General features: G+C 45.0%; 18 protein-coding genes. 6 read left to right on the plus strand and 12 right to left on the minus strand.

What is annotated here, in order from left to right; translation table 11 throughout:
• Positions 1–9: 9 nt before the first annotated feature.
• Entirely contained in the window at positions 10–1188 is a 1179-nt protein-coding gene (locus tag PN836_RS12755) for an efflux RND transporter periplasmic adaptor subunit (RefSeq protein WP_395338860.1), read from the minus strand.
• A 274-nt stretch (positions 1189–1462) separates the two neighbouring features.
• Between PN836_RS12755 and PN836_RS12760 the strand changes: the two genes are divergently transcribed.
• From PN836_RS12760 to PN836_RS12770, 3 genes are all read left to right on the plus strand, one after another.
• Complete coding sequence (locus PN836_RS12760) at positions 1463–3640, plus strand: exonuclease domain-containing protein (protein WP_395338862.1); 2178 nt, start codon at positions 1463–1465, stop codon at positions 3638–3640.
• 134 nt (positions 3641–3774) lie between these two features.
• Positions 3775–5637: a TonB-dependent receptor plug domain-containing protein gene (locus tag PN836_RS12765; protein WP_395338864.1), complete on the plus strand. Its 1863-nt coding sequence runs from the start codon at positions 3775–3777 to the stop codon at positions 5635–5637.
• A gap of 110 nt (positions 5638–5747) precedes the next feature.
• Positions 5748–6422, plus strand: coding sequence for a leucine-rich repeat domain-containing protein (locus tag PN836_RS12770; protein WP_395338865.1), 675 nt, complete (start codon positions 5748–5750; stop codon positions 6420–6422).
• Positions 6423–6432: 10 nt separating this feature from the next.
• Here PN836_RS12770 and PN836_RS12775 read toward each other — a convergent pair whose 3' ends face one another.
• Genes PN836_RS12775 through PN836_RS12785 form a run of 3 tightly spaced genes read right to left on the minus strand, consistent with a single transcriptional unit; the run spans position 6433 to position 9081 of the window.
• Positions 6433–7710: an alginate export family protein gene (locus PN836_RS12775; RefSeq protein ID WP_395338867.1), complete on the minus strand. Its 1278-nt coding sequence runs from the start codon at positions 7708–7710 to the stop codon at positions 6433–6435.
• A 28-nt stretch (positions 7711–7738) separates the two neighbouring features.
• Entirely contained in the window at positions 7739–8539 is an 801-nt protein-coding gene (locus PN836_RS12780) for an anti-sigma factor (protein ID WP_395338869.1), read from the minus strand.
• Positions 8524–9081, minus strand: coding sequence for an RNA polymerase sigma factor (locus PN836_RS12785; RefSeq protein ID WP_395338871.1), 558 nt, complete (start codon positions 9079–9081; stop codon positions 8524–8526). Before PN836_RS12785 ends, PN836_RS12780 begins: the two co-directional genes overlap by 16 nt.
• A gap of 555 nt (positions 9082–9636) precedes the next feature.
• Between PN836_RS12785 and PN836_RS12790 the strand changes: the two genes are divergently transcribed.
• Together PN836_RS12790 and PN836_RS12795 are read left to right on the plus strand one after the other, a co-directional pair.
• A complete protein-coding gene (locus PN836_RS12790) occupies positions 9637–9858 on the plus strand; it encodes a TIGR03643 family protein (protein ID WP_395345644.1) in 222 nt (73 codons plus the stop codon).
• A gap of 98 nt (positions 9859–9956) precedes the next feature.
• Complete coding sequence (locus PN836_RS12795; protein WP_395338873.1) at positions 9957–11942, plus strand: alpha/beta hydrolase family protein; 1986 nt, start codon at positions 9957–9959, stop codon at positions 11940–11942.
• Between the two features lie 25 nt (positions 11943–11967).
• Here the strand turns inward: PN836_RS12795 and PN836_RS12800 are convergent, their stop codons facing one another.
• Genes PN836_RS12800 through PN836_RS12810 form a run of 3 tightly spaced genes read right to left on the minus strand, consistent with a single transcriptional unit; the run spans position 11968 to position 16725 of the window.
• Entirely contained in the window at positions 11968–12681 is a 714-nt protein-coding gene (locus PN836_RS12800; RefSeq protein ID WP_395338875.1) for a DUF4919 domain-containing protein, read from the minus strand.
• 16 nt (positions 12682–12697) lie between these two features.
• A complete protein-coding gene (locus PN836_RS12805; protein WP_395338877.1) occupies positions 12698–13582 on the minus strand; it encodes a hypothetical protein in 885 nt (294 codons plus the stop codon).
• 44 nt (positions 13583–13626) lie between these two features.
• Positions 13627–16725 carry a CheR family methyltransferase gene (locus PN836_RS12810; RefSeq protein WP_395338879.1) on the minus strand — a complete coding sequence of 1033 codons (3099 nt, stop codon included), beginning with the start codon at positions 16723–16725 and terminating at the stop codon, positions 13627–13629.
• Positions 16726–16965: 240 nt separating this feature from the next.
• Between PN836_RS12810 and PN836_RS12815 the strand changes: the two genes are divergently transcribed.
• Entirely contained in the window at positions 16966–19632 is a 2667-nt protein-coding gene (locus PN836_RS12815) for an EAL domain-containing protein (protein ID WP_395345647.1), read from the plus strand.
• Between the two features lie 25 nt (positions 19633–19657).
• On the opposite strand, the gene PN836_RS12820 is transcribed toward PN836_RS12815, so the two are convergent.
• From PN836_RS12820 to PN836_RS12840, 5 genes are all read right to left on the minus strand, one after another.
• Positions 19658–20602 (minus strand): exopolyphosphatase, encoded by a 945-nt coding sequence (locus tag PN836_RS12820; protein ID WP_395345650.1) that lies wholly within the window; start codon positions 20600–20602, stop codon positions 19658–19660.
• A 143-nt stretch (positions 20603–20745) separates the two neighbouring features.
• Complete coding sequence (locus PN836_RS12825; protein WP_395338880.1) at positions 20746–21588, minus strand: CLCA_X family protein; 843 nt, start codon at positions 21586–21588, stop codon at positions 20746–20748.
• Between the two features lie 162 nt (positions 21589–21750).
• Positions 21751–22797 (minus strand): AgmX/PglI C-terminal domain-containing protein, encoded by a 1047-nt coding sequence (locus PN836_RS12830; RefSeq protein ID WP_395338882.1) that lies wholly within the window; start codon positions 22795–22797, stop codon positions 21751–21753.
• Positions 22794–23417, minus strand: coding sequence for an ExbD/TolR family protein (locus tag PN836_RS12835; protein WP_395338884.1), 624 nt, complete (start codon positions 23415–23417; stop codon positions 22794–22796). Before PN836_RS12835 ends, PN836_RS12830 begins: the two co-directional genes overlap by 4 nt.
• Entirely contained in the window at positions 23414–24067 is a 654-nt protein-coding gene (locus PN836_RS12840; protein WP_395338885.1) for an ExbD/TolR family protein, read from the minus strand. The genes PN836_RS12835 and PN836_RS12840 overlap by 4 nt, the downstream gene beginning before the upstream one ends.
• Positions 24068–24069: the final 2 nt, after the last annotated feature.

Raw genomic sequence — 24069 nt, forward strand, 5'->3', positions numbered from 1 at the left:
TTTGCCACATTACTCGTTTATGGTACGAGGATGGCCCGTCATCACGCGAACTTGTTGACCGTCACGTAGGAAATCCAGCCCTGAAGCGACAATCTTGCTGCTACCCACGTTCACAGTATTGCTTGCATACTCAGCACTAAATACGACAGAATCTGAGTGGAAAGCATGAACTTCTACGCTTGCTTTTTGCAGCGTATATGAGTTGTCGTTACCACTTTGAGTGTCGCTTGGCGAGGGTTTTAACACATAAATATAGTGCGTATCCTGCGCACCTGCCGCAACACTCGACAAGGGCGCTGAGTACATTTCATTACTGGCAAAGTATTGATGCTTAGATAAGCTAAAAACAACCTCTGCCGACATACCGGCCTGTAAACTAGATGTAGAAGGCAGCTCTTGCAAGCTAATGGTAACTGGAAAAGCATTCGCCTGCTGAGCCTGCTTACCCCGTTCAAACACCTTTCCTTTTATGGTTTCGCGACTTCGGTCAATGAGCACATCAACAAGGACTTCATCCTCAGCTTGAATATCATTGATCATTGACTCGGGCACTAATACTGACACCTCTAGCGCATCAGAGCCCTGAATGGTTAGTATCGCTGTCGTCGGGGAAATTTGCTGCGAAGGTTCAATGTGCCTTACCGCCACACTGCCGGGAAAAGGTGCTCGCAAACGCGTGTCGTCTAAGTCTTCGCGAGCAAGCGCAACCTGCGTTTGCGCAATATTCACTTGGTCAATCAACGACTCATATCGTGCTTTTGCCACATCAACTTGGGCTTGAGAAACCGCGCCACTTTGTACGAGCGTTGCATTGCGTTCAAAATCAAGTTTGGCTTCGGTAAGCCGTGCTTTTGCCTCAGATAATTGCCCTTCTCTTTGCTGCAGGGCTAAGCGAAAAACTTTGTCGTCAATGCTTGCCAACACATCGCCTGCCTCAAAGCGGTCGCCCAAATTAACATTGACGTCTTGCACTACACCGGGGATTTCGAAACTAAGGATGCTTTGATCAACTGGACGCAATACACCTGAAAGCGTGCGCTTGACTTGCTGGTGCGCTGCCTGTGGCTCAATAGCAATGACCGACTTTACGATTGGTGAATGGTTTTGCTCTTCGTTACACGCACTTATGAAGCAGGTAAGTGCCGCCAATATAAGGATTTTTTGAAATGCGATAGTGTGCTGCGCCATCTCTTTACGCCTTCGTCGTTCAACAATTACGGCGCATAATAGAACAAAATAAGGATGAATTAAATCAAATGATTAAATCTTTTGATTATTTTTTGTAATCCAACGTGAGTGTGCGCACTTGTGCATTCATAGAGTGCTTGTCTATGAAAGATTTATACTGTATTTTTAAACAGTAATTAACCAACCCGATTGCAAGATGCGGCGCTTACCAACCTATTATTATTTGACCCATTTTCATGAGTTTCTGCAGTTCGTAGAAGGACCATGCTCGGATTTGCTGCATAAAGAGCACCTTAGCTTCCTAGAGAGCTTTCATCTCGCCAGTAAAGACCAGCAGTGTGCACTGGTGCGCTGCATTAATCGTAAACACAGCGCAGTTAAAATAAGCTCTCTAAGGTTTGAGGAGCTGCCAAACATTACGCAACTGATAGACCAACTTGTCGCGCTTAACTGGCTTGCGCCTCCTAAGCCAGAGCAGGCACATATTTGGTTAGAGTGTTTAACTAAAGACGAACTATATCGCTTATACTCGGAGCTAAGCGCCAGCTGCCTAGTGCATAGAGCGGATGCCCCCTCAAAAATCACAAAATCCTCACCAAAAGCGGTTTTACTATCTGCATGTAAAACGATACCTGCGAGGGATCTAATTGATTCATCGCAGTGCACCTTGGTGAATGAGTACCGCATGCGCAGCGTCGACGAGCATATTGGATACTTTCTATTTTTATATTTTGGCAATACCAAATCAGCGCTGAATCAGTTTTCATTGCGCGATTTAGGCATTATGAACACAAGGGAAGAGCGCGCTCAAATGCAAGCACGCTTTACTTGCAAACACAGCGCGCTGTTGAGCTACCGTTTGTCTCGCTACCTGTCTGAAGTTCGCCGCAGCGCGCTTGATAGCGAAGATGCGATTGAAGCACGCATAGAACAGTTACCTGGCGACAACAATGAGATTGACGATCCCGCAGTGAAGGAAAAATACGCGGGCGTCATGTTTGAATTAGCAAAGGCAATGCTAGCGTTTAATCGCGACAAAGCCTTAGCGTTGCTAGCCATTATCGACCTGGAGCAGGCTCAGGAGAAATGGTGTAGAGAAGCCCATAAAGCGGGCTATGTAGAATCGGTTAATGCGCAATTGATGAAGATTATTGATGATCCCTTAAGCGATCGAATACTGCATTTTGCACAGGATTTTTTAGCGCGAAAATATCATCAAAAACGCACCAGTGTGTTAACAGACATGCTGCGTGAGGGCAATCAGCACTTGCGCTTAGATGAGGTGCACCGCGGCAGCGTAGAGCGCGCGGTCATTGCACATTATAAGTCTCAATTCACCTGTGCTGCTACGCCAAACCATCAAGGTAGTTTACATGCCATTCGCACTGAAAACATTTTGTGGCGAAGCTTGTTTGGCCTAGTGTTTTGGCAAGAATTATTTGATTTACCGGGTTTAGGCCTGGCGACTCCCTTTGATTTTATGCCTAGCTGTTTAAAGCAAAATAGTTTTTACCGTCTAGCGCAAGAGCACATAGATACCAAGCTTGACGCGCTTTGCACTGCAAACGACATGATGAGCCTACTCTCACGCAATGCTGCCGAAAACTTTGGTAAAGGCCAGGGCATTTTTCATTGGCGCGCTGATTTGCTCGAAAACCTTGATTTGCTCGTTCAACATGCGCCCATTGAAGGCATTAAATGTCAGCTTCTAAGAATGTGCAAAGACTGGCAAGGCTGTCACGATGGATACCCTGATATCATGGTAATAGAGAATAGCGCCCTTCGTTTCGAAGAAATTAAAGCGCAAGGTGACGTACTTCGTCGTAATCAACTAGCCTGTATCCAAAGCTTGCGCGAGCATGGTTTTGACGTGCGTATTACCACCGTCGATTTTATTACCGACCCTATGCAGCCTTATGTCGTGGTGGATATTGAGACCACTGGCGGTCGCGCCCAACATCATAAAATCACCGAAATTGGGATGGTAAAAATGGTGGATGGCCAAATTGTGGATCGTTGGCAAAGTTTACTCAATCCGCAGCGACGCATACCAAAAAACATTACCGCTCTGACGGGAATTACCGACGAAATGGTTGCCGACGCTCCCTTATTTTCAGATGTAGCAGAGGAAATTGACTCTTTCACAGAAGGCTGCATTTTCGTCGCTCATAATGTCAATTTCGACTACGGATTTATCAAACAGGAGTTTGCTCGTTTAGAACGGTTTTGGCGCAGACCTAAACTGTGCACAGTGCAGCAAATGCGGCGCTACTATAAAGGTTTGCCATCCTATTCCCTTGCCAATCTTACGAAGCATTTTTCCATCGATATGCAGCGCCATCACCGCGCAATGTCGGATGCACTTGCAGCAGGTGAGCTACTCAAACTCGTCAATGAAAAACGATTCGCATCTTTAAGTGCTAGTTCTGAAACCGTAAACAAAATTTCATAATTTTTCATCTTCAATATGCTTGAAAATTTGCCGCATCAAGGGTCTAATGCGCTCAGTAAAAAACATAACTTATGCCTTGTGCTTCACGTCGGTTTTGCCGCGTTTCGACTCAAGAATCAGATAAGGATTGATTGATGAAACTGAAGTATTCAATTGTCGCATTTCTCGTCGCAAGCTCATTTTCGAGCTACGCGCAACAAAGCTCAGTGATTGACAATGAAATAGAAAAAATCAGCATCACCGGCACGCGTTTAGGCGATGCACCGGTTGGCGCTCTGAGCGTGCTTTCTCGTGCTGAAATTGAACAAATTAATCCAGCATCCACCATCGACCTTTTGCGCCGAATCCCGCACCTAGACATTGCGGAAAACGGCAACGCTGGCGGATTTTCCTATGTATCCATTCGCGGAGGTGAGTTTAATTTTACCCTAGTCACAATTGATGGCGTCGCGGTGAATGACTCCACTAACAGTCGTGGCGGCGGTTTCGACTTTAATCAAATTAATCCTTCGGCCATTGAACGTATTGAAGTATATCGCGGAGGTATAAACACCATTTACGGGGGAGAAGCCGTCAGTGGCGTAATTAACATTGTTACCAGAGACAGCAGCGAACCGGTACTAACGCTCGAAGCCGGTAATAATAGTCAGTTGAACGCCAGTCTCACCGGCTCCACCGAATTGGCGCCCAATACCTCATTGCTCGCTTCGGTATCTACTCAGAATAAGCGAATTTCTTCATTCGAAGAGCTTAACTCGCATCAAGGTATGGCAAAACTTAGCGCTGATCAGAACAAAGCAAACTATTCGCTGTTAATGACCTACAATCAAACCGATGTCTCGGGTTTTACTGAAGACTCCGGAGGGCCTTTATTTGCTCAACCGCAAGTGGCTGAAACACGCGATAGCGACCAGTGGTTGCTCAGTGCAAACGCAAATTGGACCTTTACGAATAACTTTTCACTCAGTGCAAATGCCTCATGGCTGAATCGGGAAGAAACCATTGATAACCCTGGCATTGCTGAGGGTGTATTTTCAGGTATTCCTGCAAGCGTTGTGACATCTGAGTACGAGCGCGCTGAACTAGATGTGTTTTCAAACTATCAAGTGCATGAGAATACTTTACTGATAGTTGGCGCTAACATACGACAACAAGACGGTAAAAACAGAGGTACGTTAGATTTTGGGTTCCCGCTTCCGGTGGATTACGATTTCTCTCAAGATACCCGCTCTGCTTTTGCCGAAATTCGTCATAGCATAGATGCTTTGACGATAGAGGCTAGCCTTCGATACGATTCGCCCGACGACTTTGACAGCGAAACCAGCTTCCGGCTCGGAGCGTCATGGGAGGTGGCAAGCAATACACGCGTGTTTGCAGTATTTAATCAGGGTTACAAACTCCCTTCATTTTTTGCCCTTGCGCATCCTTTAGTAGGTAACAGCGAACTGCAGCCTGAATTAAGCGATAACTTCGAAGTCGGTTTCGAAAGCGCAGTCAGCGATGACATCCGCTATTCACTTGTCTACTTCGCAAATCAATTCGAAGATTTGGTCGACTTTGACGCGGAACTTTTCACCAATGTGAACAGAAATCAGGTAGATACCTCTGGCTTAGAATTTGATCTAAGCGCTCAGCTTAGTCGCGATCTGAGCTTCATTATCAACGCCCGATACTTAGATATCGATGCAGATGAAGGCGTGACACTTCGAAAACGCCCAAATATTAGCGGGAACGTGCGCTTAGACTGGCGCTACAATGACTTCAACAGCAGTGTATTTGTTGATTTCAGAGATGATTTTTTGGATAGCTCCATCGCCACCGGCTTTGTCAGGCTTGGTGGGCACGCGGTCGTTGGCGCAAGCAGCACCTACCGTTATAACGAGCAAATGCAGTTCACGCTGAATATTGAAAACGTATTCGGGAAAGCGGTTGAAGATGCGGTGGGCTTTGTTCAGGACGATGTTGAGGCGCGAGTAGGTATAGTGTATCAATTTTAGAAGTGGATTCTGGGTGCAAGCAGAGCAAGGTTTACACCTTCAGACTGCACCCTTTAGCGCTCGGTAAACGTAATTTAGCTAACGTGAACTATTTATAACTGTTTATGCATATGAAATTTTTAAATAAGTCAGCTGCGCATTTTTTAATCATCAAAACAGGTCTGATATCAGTTGTTGTATTGCTTAGCCACTCGGCATATTCAATTAGCGGTGCAAACATGGTTGATACTGCGCTCTCTGCGTGTGTTAATTCAGCCTTGGAAGACGCCGGACTAAGTGATATCTCCACGCTTACCAGACTTAAGTGCCACAAAAAAGGCATTTCAGATCTATCTGGCATAGAGGCCCTAAGCGGCCTTGAGCACCTTTCACTATTTGCCAATGACATCACCGAGGCTGATTTAAGCTCACTGGTGCACTTACGTTATCTTAACTTAGCCAAGAATAAAATTGAGAGGCTCAACATTAGCGGGCTACAGCATTTGGAAACCCTGTTTTTGTTCAAAAATGAACTGACCGAGTTAGACTTAAGCGGTTTAAGGTCGGTGCAGAAAATGCGCATGATGGAAAATAAACTGGAGCGATTAGATATTTCTGAACTTGAATCCTTAGAAGAAGCCTATCTTTGGGATAATCAGCTCGAGGATTTGGACATCACTGCCTTAACTAATCTGCGTTTTTTAGACGTAAAACAAAACCCCATGCCCGACGAGCTTTACGATTTTTACGATGAGCAAGAGGGCATTACCATCAGCCATGATGGCAACGCCGATGATTGGAAGTAGCGCGTTTTAGTTAAAAATCATAAGAGACTGACAATATCGTGCTAGTCAAATCCTCTTGAGTCTCTGGCAGCTCTACTAAGCCGTCTTGTGAAAAATACATCGCGCTGATTACACTGACTTCCCAGTCACGCGTGATGCGATAAGCAATTTCGATATCCAGCTCATTACCAACATTGACGCCACTTGAATCGCTCTCAAAGCGATGCGCAACGACTCGCCATCTCAGTTTAGCTTTGCGCCCTCGGTAAGTCACAAAGGTGTCTCGTAAGCCGTCGGCGTTAGTGTAGCCTGAAAATATATCGGCCCAACCTAAAAACAAGTGGTTATTGCCTAAAGAGGTCGCAAAGGCAAATCCATTGTCTTCGCCTAAGCGCTCATAGCCAATGCTTAAACGATGGCTTTGATATTGCGCGCTAAACTCAGCAAAAGCGTAGTAGCCTTCGTAATCCCAAGGGCTAGCGTCGGCCGTTTCCTGGCGAGCAAGCTCTGCACTATAGGCATAGCGAATGGATGAAGGCTTAATTTCGCCTTCAAGACGCAGCCCAAAAGTATCACTTGAGAACTGCTGGGCAGAGCGGTTATCTAGCAAATAGGCATATCCGCTTATGGCAAGATAGCGGTTAAGCTGATAGCTAAGATTAATTAAATGACTGTCATGATCGTGATTGCCCAGTTCGGAAAAGGGTCTATTGGGATTGCTTGGAAATCGCGGGTCATCCACTTGCAAAATAGGCTTGGCATCGTCTGTAAAAATGCGATGTACGCGGTTGACATACGCATACGTAAAATCCCAGTACTGACGGTCATTATACGCAATGGATAGTGCATCATAGCTTTGGTCGTTTTGCCAAAACTCTACCGCACTGACGTGGCGTTCGTTGTTGAAGTTAAACTGCTGACGGCCCAATTTTGCTGACCAGTCATTATCAGCACTGTACTGCACCCATGCTTGATTCAATTCTGCGCCCGGCACATCGGGTATAGGACTGGTGGGGCGGTTCAAGGTAATCGAATTGTATCGACCTTCGTTAAAGGCATGTACATAATCACCCTGCACCAAAGCCGACCAATTATCTGATGCTTCCCAACGTGCGTTAAGTCGCACTAAAATCGTGCTTGCGATGGCATCACCGCGCACCGTATCATCCACCTGTTGATAGCGATATCGTGCAGATGGCTCAAACTCAAAATCACTGGCGAAGGCATGCCCATCAAGACTCAAGACCAAAAGCATAAACAAATAAACGGACTTTGTGCCGCTTAGATGCCGTAATTTTCGTAAATTCATGTTTCGCGCATTTTTCCTTTCAAATGGCTTATGATTCCTGATCCCAAGCTGACAAACGCACGCACAATCCACGCGATACAATCATATCGCTTGGCTCACCTATGGCTGAACCACCCGCCTCTTCCACTGATAATATTAAATCGGCAGAGTCGGTAATTAATCGCCATTCAGCATCGGAAAGCTTACGCTCAAAGCTGGCTAAGTCGGCGGGAACTTCTCCCAAGCTTCGCACTTGTTGATCAGTTTTGGATGTTACCCACAGCTCAAAACTTTCCGAACTATCAATTTCCGGCAGAGAGATAATATCAAGGACTAGATTTTTGGAGCGTCCGTAACTTGCCGCAACCACTTGCGCTTCTTGCTGTTCGTTTTGCAGTACAGCAACGTAACTCAGTGGGTCTGCCTCTTGTGGTTGCTGTAACAACACCACCGCCATCATTAAGCTAAAGGCGATACTAAATCCACCGCCCCAACGCCCAAATAACCAGCTAGAGAACGACCATTTGCCATCTTCACTCACACGATTTGAAGATGCTGCGGCCGCTTTTGAATCAGTTTGTCCTGCTTGTGCATCCAGATGTAAACGTTGTTGAATATGTTCCCACGTTTGAGGTAAAGGTGCCAAATCAATTGCACCATTGTTTAAGGTAGCAAACTTGTTTTCCCAATAATAAATGCGCTCATCAATCAGCGGATAATCGCGACGCAAACTATCCACCCGGGTTCTCACCGAGGGATTGAGCAAACCCATTACGTAGTTTGATGCAAGATGATCTGCGACCTTCGGGTTTTGATAACGCTTCATCTTGCTACTTAACTGCCCAGACATTCTTTTAACCTCTCTGTGCCGCGCCTTAGCCAAGACTTTATGGTGTTGACCGGGCGATTAAAGTGCCCAGAAATTTCCTCGCGGCTAAAACCGAGATAATATGCCATCAAGATAGAGCGGTGCTGATTGGCGTCTAGTACCGATAAGCATCGGTCGAGCTCTTGGTCAATTTCGCACATTAATACACCGCTGGTTTGCGTGCTTTCAATACTGTCAAAATTTTCTAAATCTGCCTTAAATTGCGAACCTTCAATACGACGCTTTTCAAACTTTATCCTGTCATATGCTCGGTAGCGCACAATTGACGCCATCCATGTCATTGGCTCGGCTTTATCCGAACGGTATTCACCCGCATTATTCCAAATTTGCACAAAAGCCTCTTGCAGCACCTCATTTGAGGTCTCAACACTATTTAAAATACGATAGGCAATGCCATTTAGTTTGCTGGCCACTTCTTTATAGAGCTTCGCGAAGGCAACTTGGTCTTTCAAGGCGCACCTTGCCAGTAAGTCTTCGAGTTTCTCAGCCTGTGTTGGGCTCATGATGGATGTCTTCCTTGCAGTTAAAGGCTTACTTATACAAGAAGCTTACGACTGCATTTTTCAATAAGTTGCATATTTGCGATATTTTGCGATGAATTTTTAGCATTTTATATGCTTGGAAAATAAATTCGCCCTTCGCAACTTATCCATATTTTTGGCCTAAGTCTAGATAGCACTAATAGTTTTACAGTAATGGCCTTATCTTAAGAAGAAACAAAGCCTCGGATAATCCAAATCTTCGCTGTCTCGGTACAAATACTTTAGTCAATAACCTGAATCCTGTTTAAGAAACGGCGCTCAGTACCGCTAGAATTGCGAATTACTGCGTTGTAAAAGTAAGTAATAGAATGACTATTACGTGACTTTTACGCCTTGTTCTTCACAATTCTAGCAGCACTGAGTGTTAAAATTAAGTTTAAGCAGGTGAAACAAGCAGTTGCACCATTCCTTAAACAGGATTCAGGTTAAATAGTTTGCCGAGACAATTGAATTTTGCCAAGTAATATCCTCAAAAAGCTCACACTCTCTGAAAGCGATAAAAGCCGCGTCATTGAAATGGCATGGGAAGATAGAACCCCATTTGAAGCCATTGAGCGTCTTTACGGTTTAAGCGAGCCTGAAGTCATCGAAATTATGCGCGCCAGCATTAAACGCAAAACCTTTAATAACTGGCGTGCGCGCGTGTCAGGGCGCAAGACCAAACACAAAAAGCTGCGCTCACCCGATGTCTCACGCGGCTATTGCTCAACCCAGTATAAACCTGTTAGAAAACGCTAGCACTTGCACAATCTGACTTGACTCTTTTTGCAAAGCCGGTATCACTGTGTCATTCTGAGAGAAGAACCATATGGATAGTTTTTACACAAGGAAGGTTTGTGAATCTTTGTTCAGCCCTCATTTCAACTTTATACCGTCGCGGCTTGTTGCTCGCTACTTTTGGCTTAAGCTTTTTTACATGCACCACCATTGCCAATGATGAACAAATTCACGCTGGCGGCAAAATAAGCGCTCAGTCTTTTTCGCGATTACCTGCATATAATTCACCAAAGCTCTCACCCAATGGTTCGCGCATTGTTTTTATTCAAAATCTAGATATTGAAGAACCTGTAGCGTTATTGGCTGTGTACGATTTTGACAAGAAAAAGAGTATTCCGCTGATTAATTCAGACAACCAAAAGACGAAAATCAATTGGTATCGCTGGGCAAATGATGACGTGGTGTTGGTAAGCGTTAGAAACGCTCGCGAGTATCGCGCGCAGCATTTTTTTGAAACTAAGTTGTTCGGTATTGATATTACCCAAGATAAAATTGAACCTAAGGTGCTAATAAGGCCAAAAACCAAGACTCAAAACTGGAGCTTTACACAGTTCAAAGATACGGTTGTCGACGTGTTAAGCGATGACTCGGAGCATATTTTAACCGCAGTAGATTACAACAAACCCGGTATGCCTTCTGTATACAAAGTCAATGTCTATACAGGTGCCAGTACTGCCGTAAAAAGCGGCACGCGGAACATCCGCAGATGGATGAGCGACCGCAGCGGCGCAATACGTATTGGCCTAAGCTTCGACACAGAGCAGCAAAGACAAATCACTTACCATATTCCACACGATAGCAAAGATTTTGAAGTGCTGTTTGAACATCAAATTGACGAGCCGGGTGTTAACATTGTGGGTTTTGATCACGACCCACACATTCTTTATTACACCGCGTATCTCAATGACAAACGTGCATTTTACTCAATGGATTTGCGAGACAAACAAAGCACCTTATTATTGCAACATGAACAATATGATGTTGCGCCTCGTTTGATTTACTCCGAAAAATTAGACCAAGTTATTGGATACACTGACCCTCATATCGACAATGGTAAGTTGTACTTTTCGGACTATTTAGAGAGCTTCTACACCGGCATTAATAAGGCCTTTCCCGATACCTACAATCAAGTCGTGAGTTTTGATGCTGAGGAAAATCGTTACATTTTATATGCTCAAGGCGATGGGATCCCCGGTGCATATTTCTTAGGTGACAGGCAAAACAAGGGAATTGTTCATTTGTTTGACCGTTATCCAGAGTTGTATTCGCACACCTTATCTTCTCATGAAAAAGTGATGTATCTCGCAAGAGATCAACTTCAAATCGAAGCGTATCTAACCTTACCAAGCAGTGGCGAAGCTCCCTATCCCACAGTTATTTATCCGCATGGTGGACCAGGGACTAGAGATTTCGGCGGCTTTGATCCTTATGTTTCTTTCTTATCAAGTCGCGGCTATGCCGTCTTTCGACCTAATTTTCGCGGATCTCAAGGCTATGGGTTTGAATTCGCACAAGCCCAAATGCAGGGCTGGGGCTTGCAGATGCAAGATGACATAAGCGATGGTACCCAATACTTAATTGACCAGGGCATTGCCGATAAGGACAATGTTTGTATTGTGGGTGCAAGCTACGGGGGCTATGCTGCTGCTATGGCGGCAGTGAAAACGCCCGAATTGTATACTTGCGCTGCTAGCTTTGCTGGTGTGTTTGACTTGCCTGCGTTAAAGCGCAAACTGTCCAATTTAAGGGGAGGAAGAGAGCTCGCTGAACGTCAGTTTGGCAGTAACACTGATGACTTGCTTGCCCGCTCTCCTGTTTCTGGCGTTTCTAAGGTACAAATTCCAATTCTGCTAATGCACGGTGAGACGGATTCGGTGGTAGATGTTGATCAATCCAGAGGCTTTTTTAGCGCACTTAAGCGTGCCAACAAACAAGTTAAGTTTGTTGAGTTTGAACAAGGCGATCATTTCCTTTCTCGCCAAGACAATCGCACGCGTTTTTTCGCTGAACTAGAAGCATTTTTAGCACAACATTTACATGATTAAAATGAGGGCACCAACGCGCTCACTGTCACTGCATCAGACCATGGCGAAACTGTGGTGACACATCAAAATACCAATATGAGAGGCTGCCATTTTCAGGTGTTTGCACGGTAATCTGCTGGATGGGTCTGTTTTCAAAGTACACGAGGCGCTGGTCTTGCAAGATAAGTTGATGAAACTGCACAAAAGCAAACAAGTCTTGTGAGCTATTGATGCGAAAGGCGGTTTGTGCAGAGCGACCGTCGCCCGTTCGCCAAATAGCTTCAATTAGCTCGTTCAACACATAGCTGTGAAACCGGGACTTGCTCGCTAGCGTTTCATTATCCTGTGGAGAGACACTCGATACTTCTATCGCGTTTCGCGCGCACCAAGCCATGGCGTAATGCGCGTCTAAGGAGCTGTAGTTTTTTTCAAGCACGCTTGCTGCGAGTGTTATGCAGTCATCAAACTGATTATTTTGCATATATCCTCTGATTTGATTACTGCGGTCTTGCTGAACTTGGCTATGGGGCTTATAGAATGAGCTTAGGGGGTAAACCCATAGCAATCTGTCAAAGCTGGTGTCATCGCCCAATCGGTTTTCGATGGTTTGTTTTAAAGACAAATAAGTCTTATCCGCTTTATCGATAAAAGCTTCGTACCTTACGGTATTCGCTGATTCCTGCCTCTTGCCGTTTGTAGCGCATGCAGCGAGCAACAGTATTAGATTGCAAGTAATGAATATTGATATTGAGGCGTTCATGGTTTTTAGATTATTCTTACATCGTAGCGGGAGCGATATTCGATGGAACACTCATTGGCAATGTCATACTGACGATAAAGGCATAATCTTCTTCATGGCGCTGCACGTCAAATTTCAATTCTCCTGCATATACACCAAGAATGTAATCAACAATCGCAAGCCCAATACCAATGGAATCTTGATTCGACGACGACTCGACCACCGCCTGCTTAAATAATAAACGCAAGGACTGCAATTTTGTCTCATGCACAGTGACAGACTCTGAAGAGATGCTAAGGTCTTCACGGCGTTTTATTTTAAGTAAGTTACCAATATTTGCAGGAAAACTGATAAATCTCAGCTCAACAAAACTCGGGTTGACGATATCAGGCTTGGCATCAATTTCCAGTGCACAACTAGGGGAGCTGTCTTTCGTCGAGTGAAGAACGGAATTGCTAAAGAGTTCATTTGCTACCCGTAATAGGTCTTGATACGCGATGGGCATGTTGAAATGCGTGGCTTGCTCACTCGCTAAATTACTGTCGCCAAAATTGAGAGTCTTGACTGAAAACGTAAGATTGGGCTGCGATGCCTGATAGGTCTCGAAAGCGCCGTTGAATACTTCGATGGCATTTGTTAACACGCGCTTGCAAACAACATTCGAAATCGCATCCGCATATCGGGATAAACCTCTAAGCTGCTTTATGGCGTTTTGTTGCTCTTGCAGCACAATCGACAAATGTGATTGAACCGAAGCATTCGCACCATGACGCTCGTCAAACTCACTTTGCAGTAGCTTGGCAAAGCCAGAGGCTGTGCTAATTGCCCCCTTTATATCATGACAAGCGCGTTTTATCGCCTCACCTGCCACTTGATGTGAGGATGCTTTACTTGCTTCACCAAAAAAGGGCTTCGAATTCACGTTTATATCCTTTCTAACAAAGCTTAGCTTACCTTGGTCATTGCTTAATTATCATGGCGGTTTTCATCGGCGAGCTCTTCTGAGTTGCTGACCATCATGGTGTCAATTTGATCATCTATTTGCTGCCGACGTACGGCGTAGCGCATACTTTTGTCAAGCAGAGCCGGTGTAATGTCTTCTTTTTCAATTAGGTCAAGCGCACCATGGGATAATAACATCGGGCTTAGCTGCTCGGTCAAATTGCCCGTTGTCACGATTACAGGGAGTCTTATTTGGTCGGGTTTCAGCGCGTCAATGAAATCGATAGCCGTCTCATCATCTAAGTAATAATCGGATATACAAATATCGATATCGTTATTTTTTATACTTTCAATTGCTTGCTCAACGCTTGTCGCTGTATGAATGTTACACTTGTAACTCTCAATTGCCTTGAGATTTTCACTGAGCAAAGAAAGCGCATTTTGATTATCATCCAACAATAACACTGTAAGATTATCGCTAAAGGGGGCGGTATCAAGCATATCAAGCGCATTGTTCACGCTTGAGCGCAACTGCTTGTAGGCGACTTCCATCCCAAGCTCGGTGTATTTAACGCGTGAAATATCCGAAAACACGATCGCAACACCTTTTGTTTGGTCCACGTCATTATGCGTGTAGGCGCTTATAGTAATGCGTAACAAGCGCTTATTCGGTAACGTGAGCTCTTTTTCTATAGATTCGCTGGTTCTAAATACTGAGGCAACATCCTCCAGCATGTTGTCATAAGAGATATTCTGACTAATATGATGTAGCGGCCGATTCACATCTGACTCGAGTACGTTTACGTAGGCTTTTACCGCATCGGTATAGCGGCGAATAAGCATATTTTCATCAAGGAATATAATCCCAATTTTAGCCAGCCCTAACACTTCATCTAAGTCGCCGTTGGCTTGTGATATTTCAGAGATCTTTTCTTGATATTCCGAGTTCACAGTGTATAGCTCTTCATTAACCGACTGCAGCTCTTCATTCGTGCTTTGTAACTCTTCATTTGCCGACATCAGCTCTTCGTTGGCAGACTGTAGCTCTTCATTGGTTGTTTCGAGCTCTTCTACCGTGACTTGTAAATGCTCCTTACTGAACTTAAGCTCCAGTTCCAAGTCTTCAATACGCTGTTTTGCTTGCTCAGCGGCATCGAAAGACTGCGGTTTAGGGGAGGCTTTATCGCCCTCATCAGAAGGTTCAAACACTACCCAAAAGTACCCGGGTGCGGAAGCTAAGTCATGTTCTTTGACATAGCTAACGCGCATATTCAAAGCGACCGGGCCAGTTCCGCTGTTGGTACTCATATCGGTATAATAGACAACTTCGCCCTTTTGCTTAGCGCGCTGTAATGCCGACATCACCGCAATGCCAATATCTTCGTTCACCATATCGCTTACTTCAGTGCTAATGCGTCCCGGTGGTAAGCGCTTCACATATTTTGACACATCGCCATACACATGAATTGCTTGAAATTCGTCGTTCAATAGTAAGCATGGCGGCACATATTCGGTTATCAGCGCTTCGTTTGCGAAACTGATAGAAGATACGGTAGAGACTTGTCCACGATAGTTTTTCATTAAGGTAGAAACCGAGGGTATCGTCGTTGGCAATTGTTTATTTGTGTTTGGCATAGTGCTGTTTGTACTAATTGGCAAACGCGTATCGGAGGTTTTCTGAAAAACACGCTCCCGGTCACTGATCACTTTAAAGTGACTTGAAAGCTCGCCTAAATTCTCCGATGAACCCAAAAACAGGTGACCACCACGCTTCAGTGCAAAGTGCAAAGAAGACAGCACTCTTTTTTGAGCACTTTGCTGAAAATAAATTAAAACGTTCCGGCAGGTGACCAAGTCAAGATTTGAAAAAGGAGGGTCGACAATCATATTGTGCGTGGCAAATACCACCATATGCCGCACTTGCTGACTCACTTGATAATCGCCTGCCGCGCGCTGGGTGAAGTACTTCGTGAGTAAAGGTGCAGGCACATCATGGACAATGTCTTCGCTATACACGCCCGCGCTTGCTTCACTAATCGCATCTTGATTAATATCTGTAGCAAATACCTTTATTTCACGCTTTAAGCCTTGACGTTGCACCTCATCACTTAACAATATGGCAACTGAATAGGCTTCTTCACCACTTGAACATGCCGCCACCCATGCTCTTATGAGTCCACCATCTTTGGACTTACTGACAATTTCAGGAATCACCTTGTCTTTGACTACTTTAAACGCTTCATCATCGCGGAAAAAACGCGTAACGCCAATTAACAACTCTTTACTCAGCACCTCAACCTCATAGCTATCTTTAAACAAAAGCATTAGGTATTCTTGTAAAGAATTGACTTGCTTGATCGTCATTCGACGCTCTATGCGCCGAGCGATAGTTGAAGGTTTGTATTTCGAAAAGTCGATATTGCTTTTGGTTCTGAGCACTGAAAAGACTTCGCCCATTAAATCGGTACTGCTTTCCATGTCATGCTGAATAGTATCCGACTGTCCGCTAACGAGTGGATGCTTGATGTATTCAGCGAGTTTTTCGCCCATCACCTCGGGTCTCAAAATCATATCAACGATGCCGGTGTTAATGGCACTGTTTGGCATCCCATCAAATTTAGCACTATCTGGCTCTTGCGCAATCACCAGAGCCCCTGCTTCTTTGAGCGCTTTTACCCCTCGGCTGCCGTCCGAGCCTGTACCGGATAAAATGATGCCGATGGCTCGGTGCTGTTGGTCTTCGGCCAATGAACGAAAAAAGGTATCGATGGGTAGGCTTAAACCTGAATCCGGTATCTTATCGGATAGGAGCAGCTCCCCTTGCGCGACAATCAGCGTCTTTTTTGGCGGCAATAAGTAAATCGTATTGGGTTTTGCAAGCACACCATCTTCAACGTTCTCAATATTCATGCCCGTATGTTTGCTCAGAAGCTCTAACATCATGCTTTTAAAGTCGGGGGACAAATGCTGCACAATGACAAAGCAAGCGCCAGTGCCCGTGGGCAAATGTTGCAACAGTGTTTGCAAAGCCTCTAAGCCACCAGCAGATGCGCCAATACCTATAAAGTGGGAAGGAAGTATCAGCTTGTTAATAGGTGACACAGATTTTGACGCTTCGTGCATAACTTGTTACTCTCTTCGAACTTGTAAGAAAATCAGTGTTTTATAATATTTTAGTATATGCTTTTCATAAAAACATAAGCGTAATTAGAATATAACACTAAAGTGAGTAATTACAGAACAGCTTCACCATTTTCTTATGCATGGATGCTTGCCTATGTTAGAAGAATAGAGAAGTAGAAACGTGAAAAAAACAGCAAGTAAAACGCCGCCTAGTGTTAACGTTGCATTGGATTGCCAGAGGTGTTAAATCGCCGCAGTGCCTCAGATGTGCGAGGCGCAATTAATACCGCGCAAGAGCTCCTGTTTGACCCAGAAGCAAAGACGCAAGTCTTTTCTCAAATGCTTGAGCATTTTTTATCGCTGACCAAAAGTGATTTATGTGCCTGTTTTGTTGCAAATGAAACGGTGAGTGAGGCGATTACAGAAGAGTGTGACAAATTACACGGTATTTACTTAGATTCAGTAAAGTCCTTTGTAAATAAGGATGTATTATTTACTTGGGTGCGCACAAAAAACGCTCTATCTCGTCCCTCTTTCTATCAAGCCCCTTATCCATTCGCATGTGCCGCCTTAATGAACGAGGAAACGCATACTCAAGCGATCATGATTATTCCCATCCGAATTCATGACGAACTGATGGCGATTTACGTTCTTGCGAAAAAGTCGGGCACTTACGATGCCGCAATACTGACTAAGCTGCGACCCGTAATTGGTGCAATTTCATGCACGATGCAAAGCGCAGAAAGCGTTGATAGTAATTTTAGCGGCATTGATAAAACCATAGCGAACGACAACTATATGAGCAGCTTAATTGCCTCTTCTCCTCTGGCGATTATTGTAGTCGATCACACCGATAAAGTCGTAGTCGCGAACCCAAATTCTTTGCTCACCTTTGCCGATAAAAATAACCGCGACCCTGATATCTTAAACGGGCGAGACATTCACGATTTGCTTCCCAATTACGAAGATTTATTTAAGTGGTCACGTCAACAAGCTCGATTTGGAGAGATGAATCATGCAAAAGGACCGCAACTGTTTAAAGATCAAAAAGCTTTTACGATTAAAGGTCAAGCCCTTAGTGTAGGTCTCACTATATTTCGATATAACAAAGGTCCACTGCGCTATACGACATTACAAATTGAGGATACGACGAGTTTTATCGAACAGACCGAACATCATAAGAGCACGGCACAGCAATTTGAAGCGCTAACGCAACTCGTTCCAGTAGGCATTATTCGTGTCAATATTTACTGGGAATGTGAGTTTGCCAACGATAAATGGCTAGAATATAGCGGTATTGAGCTGGAAGACGATGGCGACCAAAATTGGATAAATGCAGTACATCCAGAAGATATTGAAGGCTTTTTAAAAGCCATCAAACAAAGTCTGGAACATGCAAGTGATTATGAGCAGCAAGTAAGGATAGTGAATGCACTTGGGGCGACAAAATGGACAGATTTTCACTCTCGGGTATTAGTCGATGACGATGGAAATGTAGAAGGCTTTTTAGGCACCTTTTCAGATGTCACTGAACGTCACATTATTCAAGAAAAGCTCAAACAAGTCGCGCAATTTGACACTTTAACGGGCCTTGCCAATCGCTTGTTATTGCAAGATAGGCTTAACCAAGCGTTTGCCAACGCGCAGCGAAATCATCAAATCGTGAGTGTTCTGTTTTTAGACTTAGATGAGTTTAAGCACATAAACGACACATTAGGCCACGATGTGGGCGATATACTCTTGCAACAAGTGGCCAATCGCCTTACCAATGTATTGCGTGCAAACGACACCATTGCCCGTTTTGGTGGTGATGAGTTTGTTATTCTATTAGGGGAAGACGATCATTTTACTGAAATTTTAGTGGTCGCAGAGAAGATTATCGCGCACGTTGCAGAGCCATATCTTATTGGTGGCGAGCAGCTTTTTGTAACGGTAAGCGTGGGTATTGCCCAAGGAAATTTCGAGGACAGCAATCCAGAAACCTTGCTAAAACATGCTGATCTTGCGCTTTACAGTGCAAAAAACGAAGGTAAAAATAATTATCAAATATTTAACGAAGAGTTTGCACAAAACACTCATGAGCGCGTTGAAATTTTAAATCAGTTGCGTGCGGACAGTAGCTTATCTCGCTATCAATTGTTTTATCAGCCTATATGCGATGCTAAGGACAAACGTGTTCTTGGATTTGAAGCTTTAATTCGATTTCAGGCAAACGATGGCACTTTGGTCGCGCCTGATCATTTCATCCCAATCTTAGAAGAGTCGGGCATGATATTGCAGGTGGGTCGATGGGTGATTCAAGAAGCGTGCAGACAGCTTGCCATTTGGCAAAAAAGTGGTGATTTTGTGCCTCAAGGCTACGTTTCGGTTAATGTATCAGCCAAACAGCTGCTTCATGCCGACTTTGTTGAAGAGCTGCGCCAATGCTTCGACATATTTAGAGTGGCGCCTCAATGCATGGTAATGGAACTGACCGAAACCGTGCTGATTAAAAAGCCGGAACAGATAGGAAACGTGCTTGCTGAAGTAAAGGCGCTCGGCGTAAAGTTGGCGCTTGACGACTTTGGTACGGGTTATTCGTCGTTGAGTTATCTACAAAACTACCCCTTCGATATGCTTAAAATAGACAAGTCATTTATTGATGATTTATCTGAAGACTCAAAAGATACCAAAATAACCAAAGCTATTATCGCTTTAGCATCTTCTATGGAGCTTACCGTTGCAGCAGAAGGTGTTGAAACTCAAGTCGCGTATGACGCAATTGAAAGGATGGGCGCTGATATTTTCCAAGGTTTCTATGTTAGCAAGCCCTTAAGCTCCGTCAGTGCCACCGCCTTGATGGCGGGCAGCACTGCTGACGAAGAAGCTATTGAAGCTCAAAATGAACAGATAGAAGTGCCAAAGTGACAATACCAATCTAGATTTAAACCGCCTAGCCGTCCGCGTTGATGCGAGTAATCAAATCCAATTTCACATCTTCTGCCTGTTTGTTAGGCACTTGGCATGTGCCCGCTGCCTGATGACCGCCGCCGCCATGACTTAAGCAAAGCTGACCGATGTTAGTTTGAGAGCTTCTATCTAAAATCGACTTGCCAATAGCAAACACCGTATTTTGTTTGCGAAATCCCCACATTTGATGAATGGAGATATTACATTGAGGAAACAGGGCGTAAATCATAAAACGATTGCCTGCGTAAATCACATCTTGGTCTTGTAAGTCAAGGACTACCAGATTGTCGTAAACTTTTGAACATGACAACAGCTGTCGCTTAAATTTTTCTGCATGCTGGTTGTACATCTCAACGCGTTCTTGCACATCGGGAAGCGCGATAATTTCGTCAATGCTATGATTGCGACAGTAATCAATGAGTGCCATCATCAGCTGATAGTTTGAAATTCTAAATTCTCTAAAACGCCCCAGCCCAGTGCGGCTGTCCATCAGGTAATTTAGCAATACCCAACCACGAGGATTAAGAATTTCCTCTTTGGTAAATTGGGCAGCGTCCGCTTTGTCTACTGCGTCCATCATGTCATCCCATGCTTCTGGGAAGATGTCTTTACCGCCGTAATAATCGTATACGACTCGTGCGGCTGATGGCGCGTGAGCGTCAATAACGTGATTGGACTTTGCGTTGTCGCCACGACGCTTTAATTCGCTGGCGTGGTGGTCAAATGCGATATGACAGCCCGGCACATAGGGCAGGTTTGTCGTAATATCGTTAGGCGTAATCTCAATTTTGCCATCCTGCATGTCTTTAGGATGCACAAATTTAATGTCATCGATTAATCCGACTTCTTTGAGCAACACAGCGCAAACTAAGCCGTCGAAGTCACTACGGGTTACCAGTCTGAATTTTTCTTCTATGGGGGCAAGCATCGATGCCATTTTTATTTCTCCAACTCAACATGATTCAACTTGTGCCATGCTACCTTTGTTCGTCAATGAAAGGGGTATCAACGCACATACTTAGGTGTGCCTGAAAATAAAAATATGCGCTTGGTCAAATTTGGATAAAAGGCTTAAGACTTGAGCGCCAAGCCTAGCTGGTAAAAGTGTTCAAATAAATAATGTTGAATCTGCATCAAACGGTCTTGTTTTGGGTAAATACCGAATTTTGCCTCATCGCTAATGCGGGCCCTTGCGTTTTGATAACGGGGATCTAGCGCTAACACCTCGGCATCGAGGGCACCGTCGACCAAAAAGGCATTCTTTGTGACTTGGTACTCAATAACGCTTTCAAAAGCGCGCGCAGCCAGCTCTTGTGGGCGAGCGTAATAGAATGAACCGCGCGCTTTATCGGCCATTACGCTGAACTTCACCAACTCATTTGGACCCGTTCCTGCATCGTTTAAAAACATCGCGCCAAAGGCGCGCGCCAGTTTTTGATTGAGCGGATGTTCCACCGTACTTGCGCTATCATTTAGCCAAAGTTCAGAAGCAAATTGATTAGGCGCATTAACCATAAACACATGTGAGGAAATATAGTGGTCAAAGGCATGAAACCACTCATGTGCTAGCGCCCCGCCACCCGCATTTTTGGCAAGCGCTAGCTGCCGTTTTGCACTATTGTAGTGAGCACAAACATATTTTTGCCCGCCTACACCAAAAGCCAGAGCCAGCGTGCCTTTAAGCGATATCACGGTTTCTGGCACCTGAAGTATGTCCATTAAGTCACATAAAGCATCAAAAAAGAGATTTGCAGCGATTTGCTGCTCTTCTTTGCTCACCCATCTACCCACTTCAATACCTCGGAACCCGAAAATCTTTACGATATCGGCAAAGCTCACGTCTGCACCTGCGCGATGATCTTCACCGTTTCTAAAGTAGGCTTTATGAATACGGCTGCTGACTGGTCTTTTCATTTCGTTTGGTTGATTTTAAGTACAAAAAAAGAGTGTGTTTGGATATACGGGAATTGCGAGAAAATTGGGCAAACGCTCGTAGAATGCATATTACATGTATACAAAGTGCGTTAGGCGTTCACTCGCTAGCCTTAGGCCTCGCCGTTTAAAACGCACTAAGCGCTAAAATGGTAGAAAATTAAAGGCGTATTCTAACTCGGTTTGACTGACGTTCTGGGCGCCAAAATCAATCAACGCAATTCGCGAGATGAGTTTTTGTACCAAGTCAGGCGCATTTAGCTGAGAGTCAATTAGCTGCACATCTGTTAGCGAGCCATCGGGTGCAATAATCAGTTTAACCGTTAGTTTGCCCTCTATGCTTGGGTCTTGACGAAGCGCTCGTCGATACAGCGCATATACTGCGCCTTTGTTCGCATCTAAGATTTGCCGAATTTGATCCAGACTTCTATTTCCGACCACTTGCGCTTGGGTTTCAATGCGCTTCGTAGCAAGGGCGGCTTGGCCCTCACTGGCGGCAACAAATTCGGTGCTGCGCCGACCTTCTAACTGTCCTGCGGCGCCTACTGTGGTAGACAGCTCTCCCACCTGAATACCACCGCTAGTGGCAATTTGATTGCTCACAATCGCGTTTCGCTGGGTAAGCTCAGATTGCCCAGCGCCCTCAGTCAACTGCGTATTTGCCAGATTATTGATGTTCGCTTGTTCCCGCATGCTGGCTAATTGATCCTGAAAGGCTAGCACGCCTTTGCTTTTGGCGCTTTTACGAGCTTGAAGCACTTTTTCTTGTTCACTTAACACGACTTCTTCGGGTGTTATCTCAGGCTGTGCAAGTTCTGGGAGATCTTCCTCCACGAGTGGCTCAAGAGGTTCAGGCTTAATCTCAAGCGCCTCTTCAGACGGCGGTTCAGGAACTATCTCAGGTAACACCGGTTCGGGAATAGGAGGAGGTGTCTGCGCTTCGATAATTCTGGCTAGCTGCGGCGGCAGTTTCTCTCGCTGCTCTCGCTCAATTTCAGGTAGTGCTCGATTGGCAATGACGATAGCAAAGGCAATCGTTAAGGCTAGCATTAGCAGACACAATAGCAAAAAACGTTTGTTCTCGGATGCGCCTGCACTCCAAGGGAGCTGGCTGTCAAAATACGGCGCTACGCTGACCGGCATTTGAGGTGTTCTGCGCCATTGATCCATGCTCTGTGTTATTGTGCTCATAAGGCATCCTCAAACGCAGACTTAGGCTCAATGCTAGCTTGATTGGGCTGAGGAACCATCGCCTGAGAACTCAGGGCGGTACCACTGGACTGCATGTTTTCAACCGCTAACGCGATATTAGTGAAACCTGCCTTGGCGCTTGCCTGCATGAGTTGTTTAAGAATAGCATAAGGGATACTTTCATCGCCCATAATCGTAATCGATTTGCCCGCTGAGGCGTCTTCAAGCGCGTCAGTCTGCGCTTGCTCATTGCTGTGTTGCGATGGCGAAAGGTGCAACTCTCTGTTTGCGTGAAAACGCAATTCATCGTTCAAGGTCTGCATTTGAAATGAATCGGCCCTTGCAAAGGCTGGCGTATCGCCCAGGACTTTACCTTGAAGCAATACGCTTTGACTAGTCACCATTAAAAGTATGTTTTCATCTGCGGGGGTTTCGGCTGTCGATTGTGGCAAGTTAACTTGATCACTGGATTGCAATACCTGTACATCAGAGGCATTAAACATGAGAAAGAATACCAATATAGTGAATATATCCATTAGCGAGACTAAAGAGAGCTTGGCGCTTTTTTGGTTGCGCTTATGATGCCTTTCCATTCGCTTTGCACGCATTGATTGTTTCATTCGCTGCCACCCTGCTCTTGACTAGCGTTAGCGGGCAATTGCACGCTAGTTTGCACGGCATCTGCAAGGGAAACCTCTGGAAACAGTTCTGCATCCACCACCGACGCCACCACCACGTCTTTGTATGAACGTGAGGCATCAATCAAACTCACAATAGTTTGATAGTCTGTATCCTGCTGCAAAAGCAAGCTCAGGTCTTTTTTGTCCACCTCTTGGCTTATCAAAGTCTGTTTAATTTGTTTTAGTGTGTTTTGCAAAGCCACGAAGTCATGCTTTGCTTGCCCACCTTCGCCCAGACTAGTGTTCCCCGCACCCGGGGAAATACCCTGCGTGCTGGTTTGTGAACGTGAAGCTTCCGCATCAGCCACTGTTTTGGGGATACTGGCCACTAAATAGCCTTGAGGAAAATACACTTCCAAGCCATCTGCATTCACCTGTACCTCGAGCACTTGCGCTTTAATTTCTTCGCTTGAGCTTTGCGCAATGCCCGGCAAACTCAGCTCCACCACCGTGATTCGAGAAAACACCATCATCATCAGAAGCACCGGCACCAATACAATCATCAGGTTCATAAACGAGGTGATATCAAGCTCGGCCTCTGATTTAGCCCCTCGTCTGCGTGCTTTTGAGGATGAACGATTATTCAACATAC

This window comes from Ningiella algicola, from assembly GCF_028401415.2.
GTDB lineage: Bacteria > Pseudomonadota > Gammaproteobacteria > Enterobacterales > Alteromonadaceae > Glaciecola.

Bases quoted from the DNA above. Each gene is read 5' to 3' on its own strand.
- PN836_RS12775 (WP_395338867.1), bottom strand. From the start codon at position 7,710: ATGAATTTACGAAAATTACGGCATCTAAGCGGCACAAAGTCCGTTTAT.
- PN836_RS12825 (WP_395338880.1), bottom strand. From the start codon at position 21,588: ATGAAAAGACCAGTCAGCAGCCGTATTCATAAAGCCTACTTTAGAAAC.
- PN836_RS12820 (WP_395345650.1), bottom strand. From the start codon at position 20,602: ATGCTTGCCCCCATAGAAGAAAAATTCAGACTGGTAACCCGTAGTGAC.
- PN836_RS12755 (WP_395338860.1), bottom strand. From the start codon at position 1,188: ATGGCGCAGCACACTATCGCATTTCAAAAAATCCTTATATTGGCGGCA.
- PN836_RS12790 (WP_395345644.1), top strand. From the start codon at position 9,637: ATGGCATGGGAAGATAGAACCCCATTTGAAGCCATTGAGCGTCTTTAC.
- PN836_RS12800 (WP_395338875.1), bottom strand. From the start codon at position 12,681: ATGAACGCCTCAATATCAATATTCATTACTTGCAATCTAATACTGTTG.
- PN836_RS12830 (WP_395338882.1), bottom strand. From the start codon at position 22,797: ATGAGCACAATAACACAGAGCATGGATCAATGGCGCAGAACACCTCAA.
- PN836_RS12785 (WP_395338871.1), bottom strand. From the start codon at position 9,081: ATGAGCCCAACACAGGCTGAGAAACTCGAAGACTTACTGGCAAGGTGC.
- PN836_RS12770 (WP_395338865.1), top strand. From the start codon at position 5,748: ATGAAATTTTTAAATAAGTCAGCTGCGCATTTTTTAATCATCAAAACA.
- PN836_RS12840 (WP_395338885.1), bottom strand. From the start codon at position 24,067: ATGTTGAATAATCGTTCATCCTCAAAAGCACGCAGACGAGGGGCTAAA.
- PN836_RS12810 (WP_395338879.1), bottom strand. From the start codon at position 16,725: ATGCACGAAGCGTCAAAATCTGTGTCACCTATTAACAAGCTGATACTT.
- PN836_RS12780 (WP_395338869.1), bottom strand. From the start codon at position 8,539: ATGTCTGGGCAGTTAAGTAGCAAGATGAAGCGTTATCAAAACCCGAAG.
- PN836_RS12765 (WP_395338864.1), top strand. From the start codon at position 3,775: ATGAAACTGAAGTATTCAATTGTCGCATTTCTCGTCGCAAGCTCATTT.
- PN836_RS12835 (WP_395338884.1), bottom strand. From the start codon at position 23,417: ATGAAACAATCAATGCGTGCAAAGCGAATGGAAAGGCATCATAAGCGC.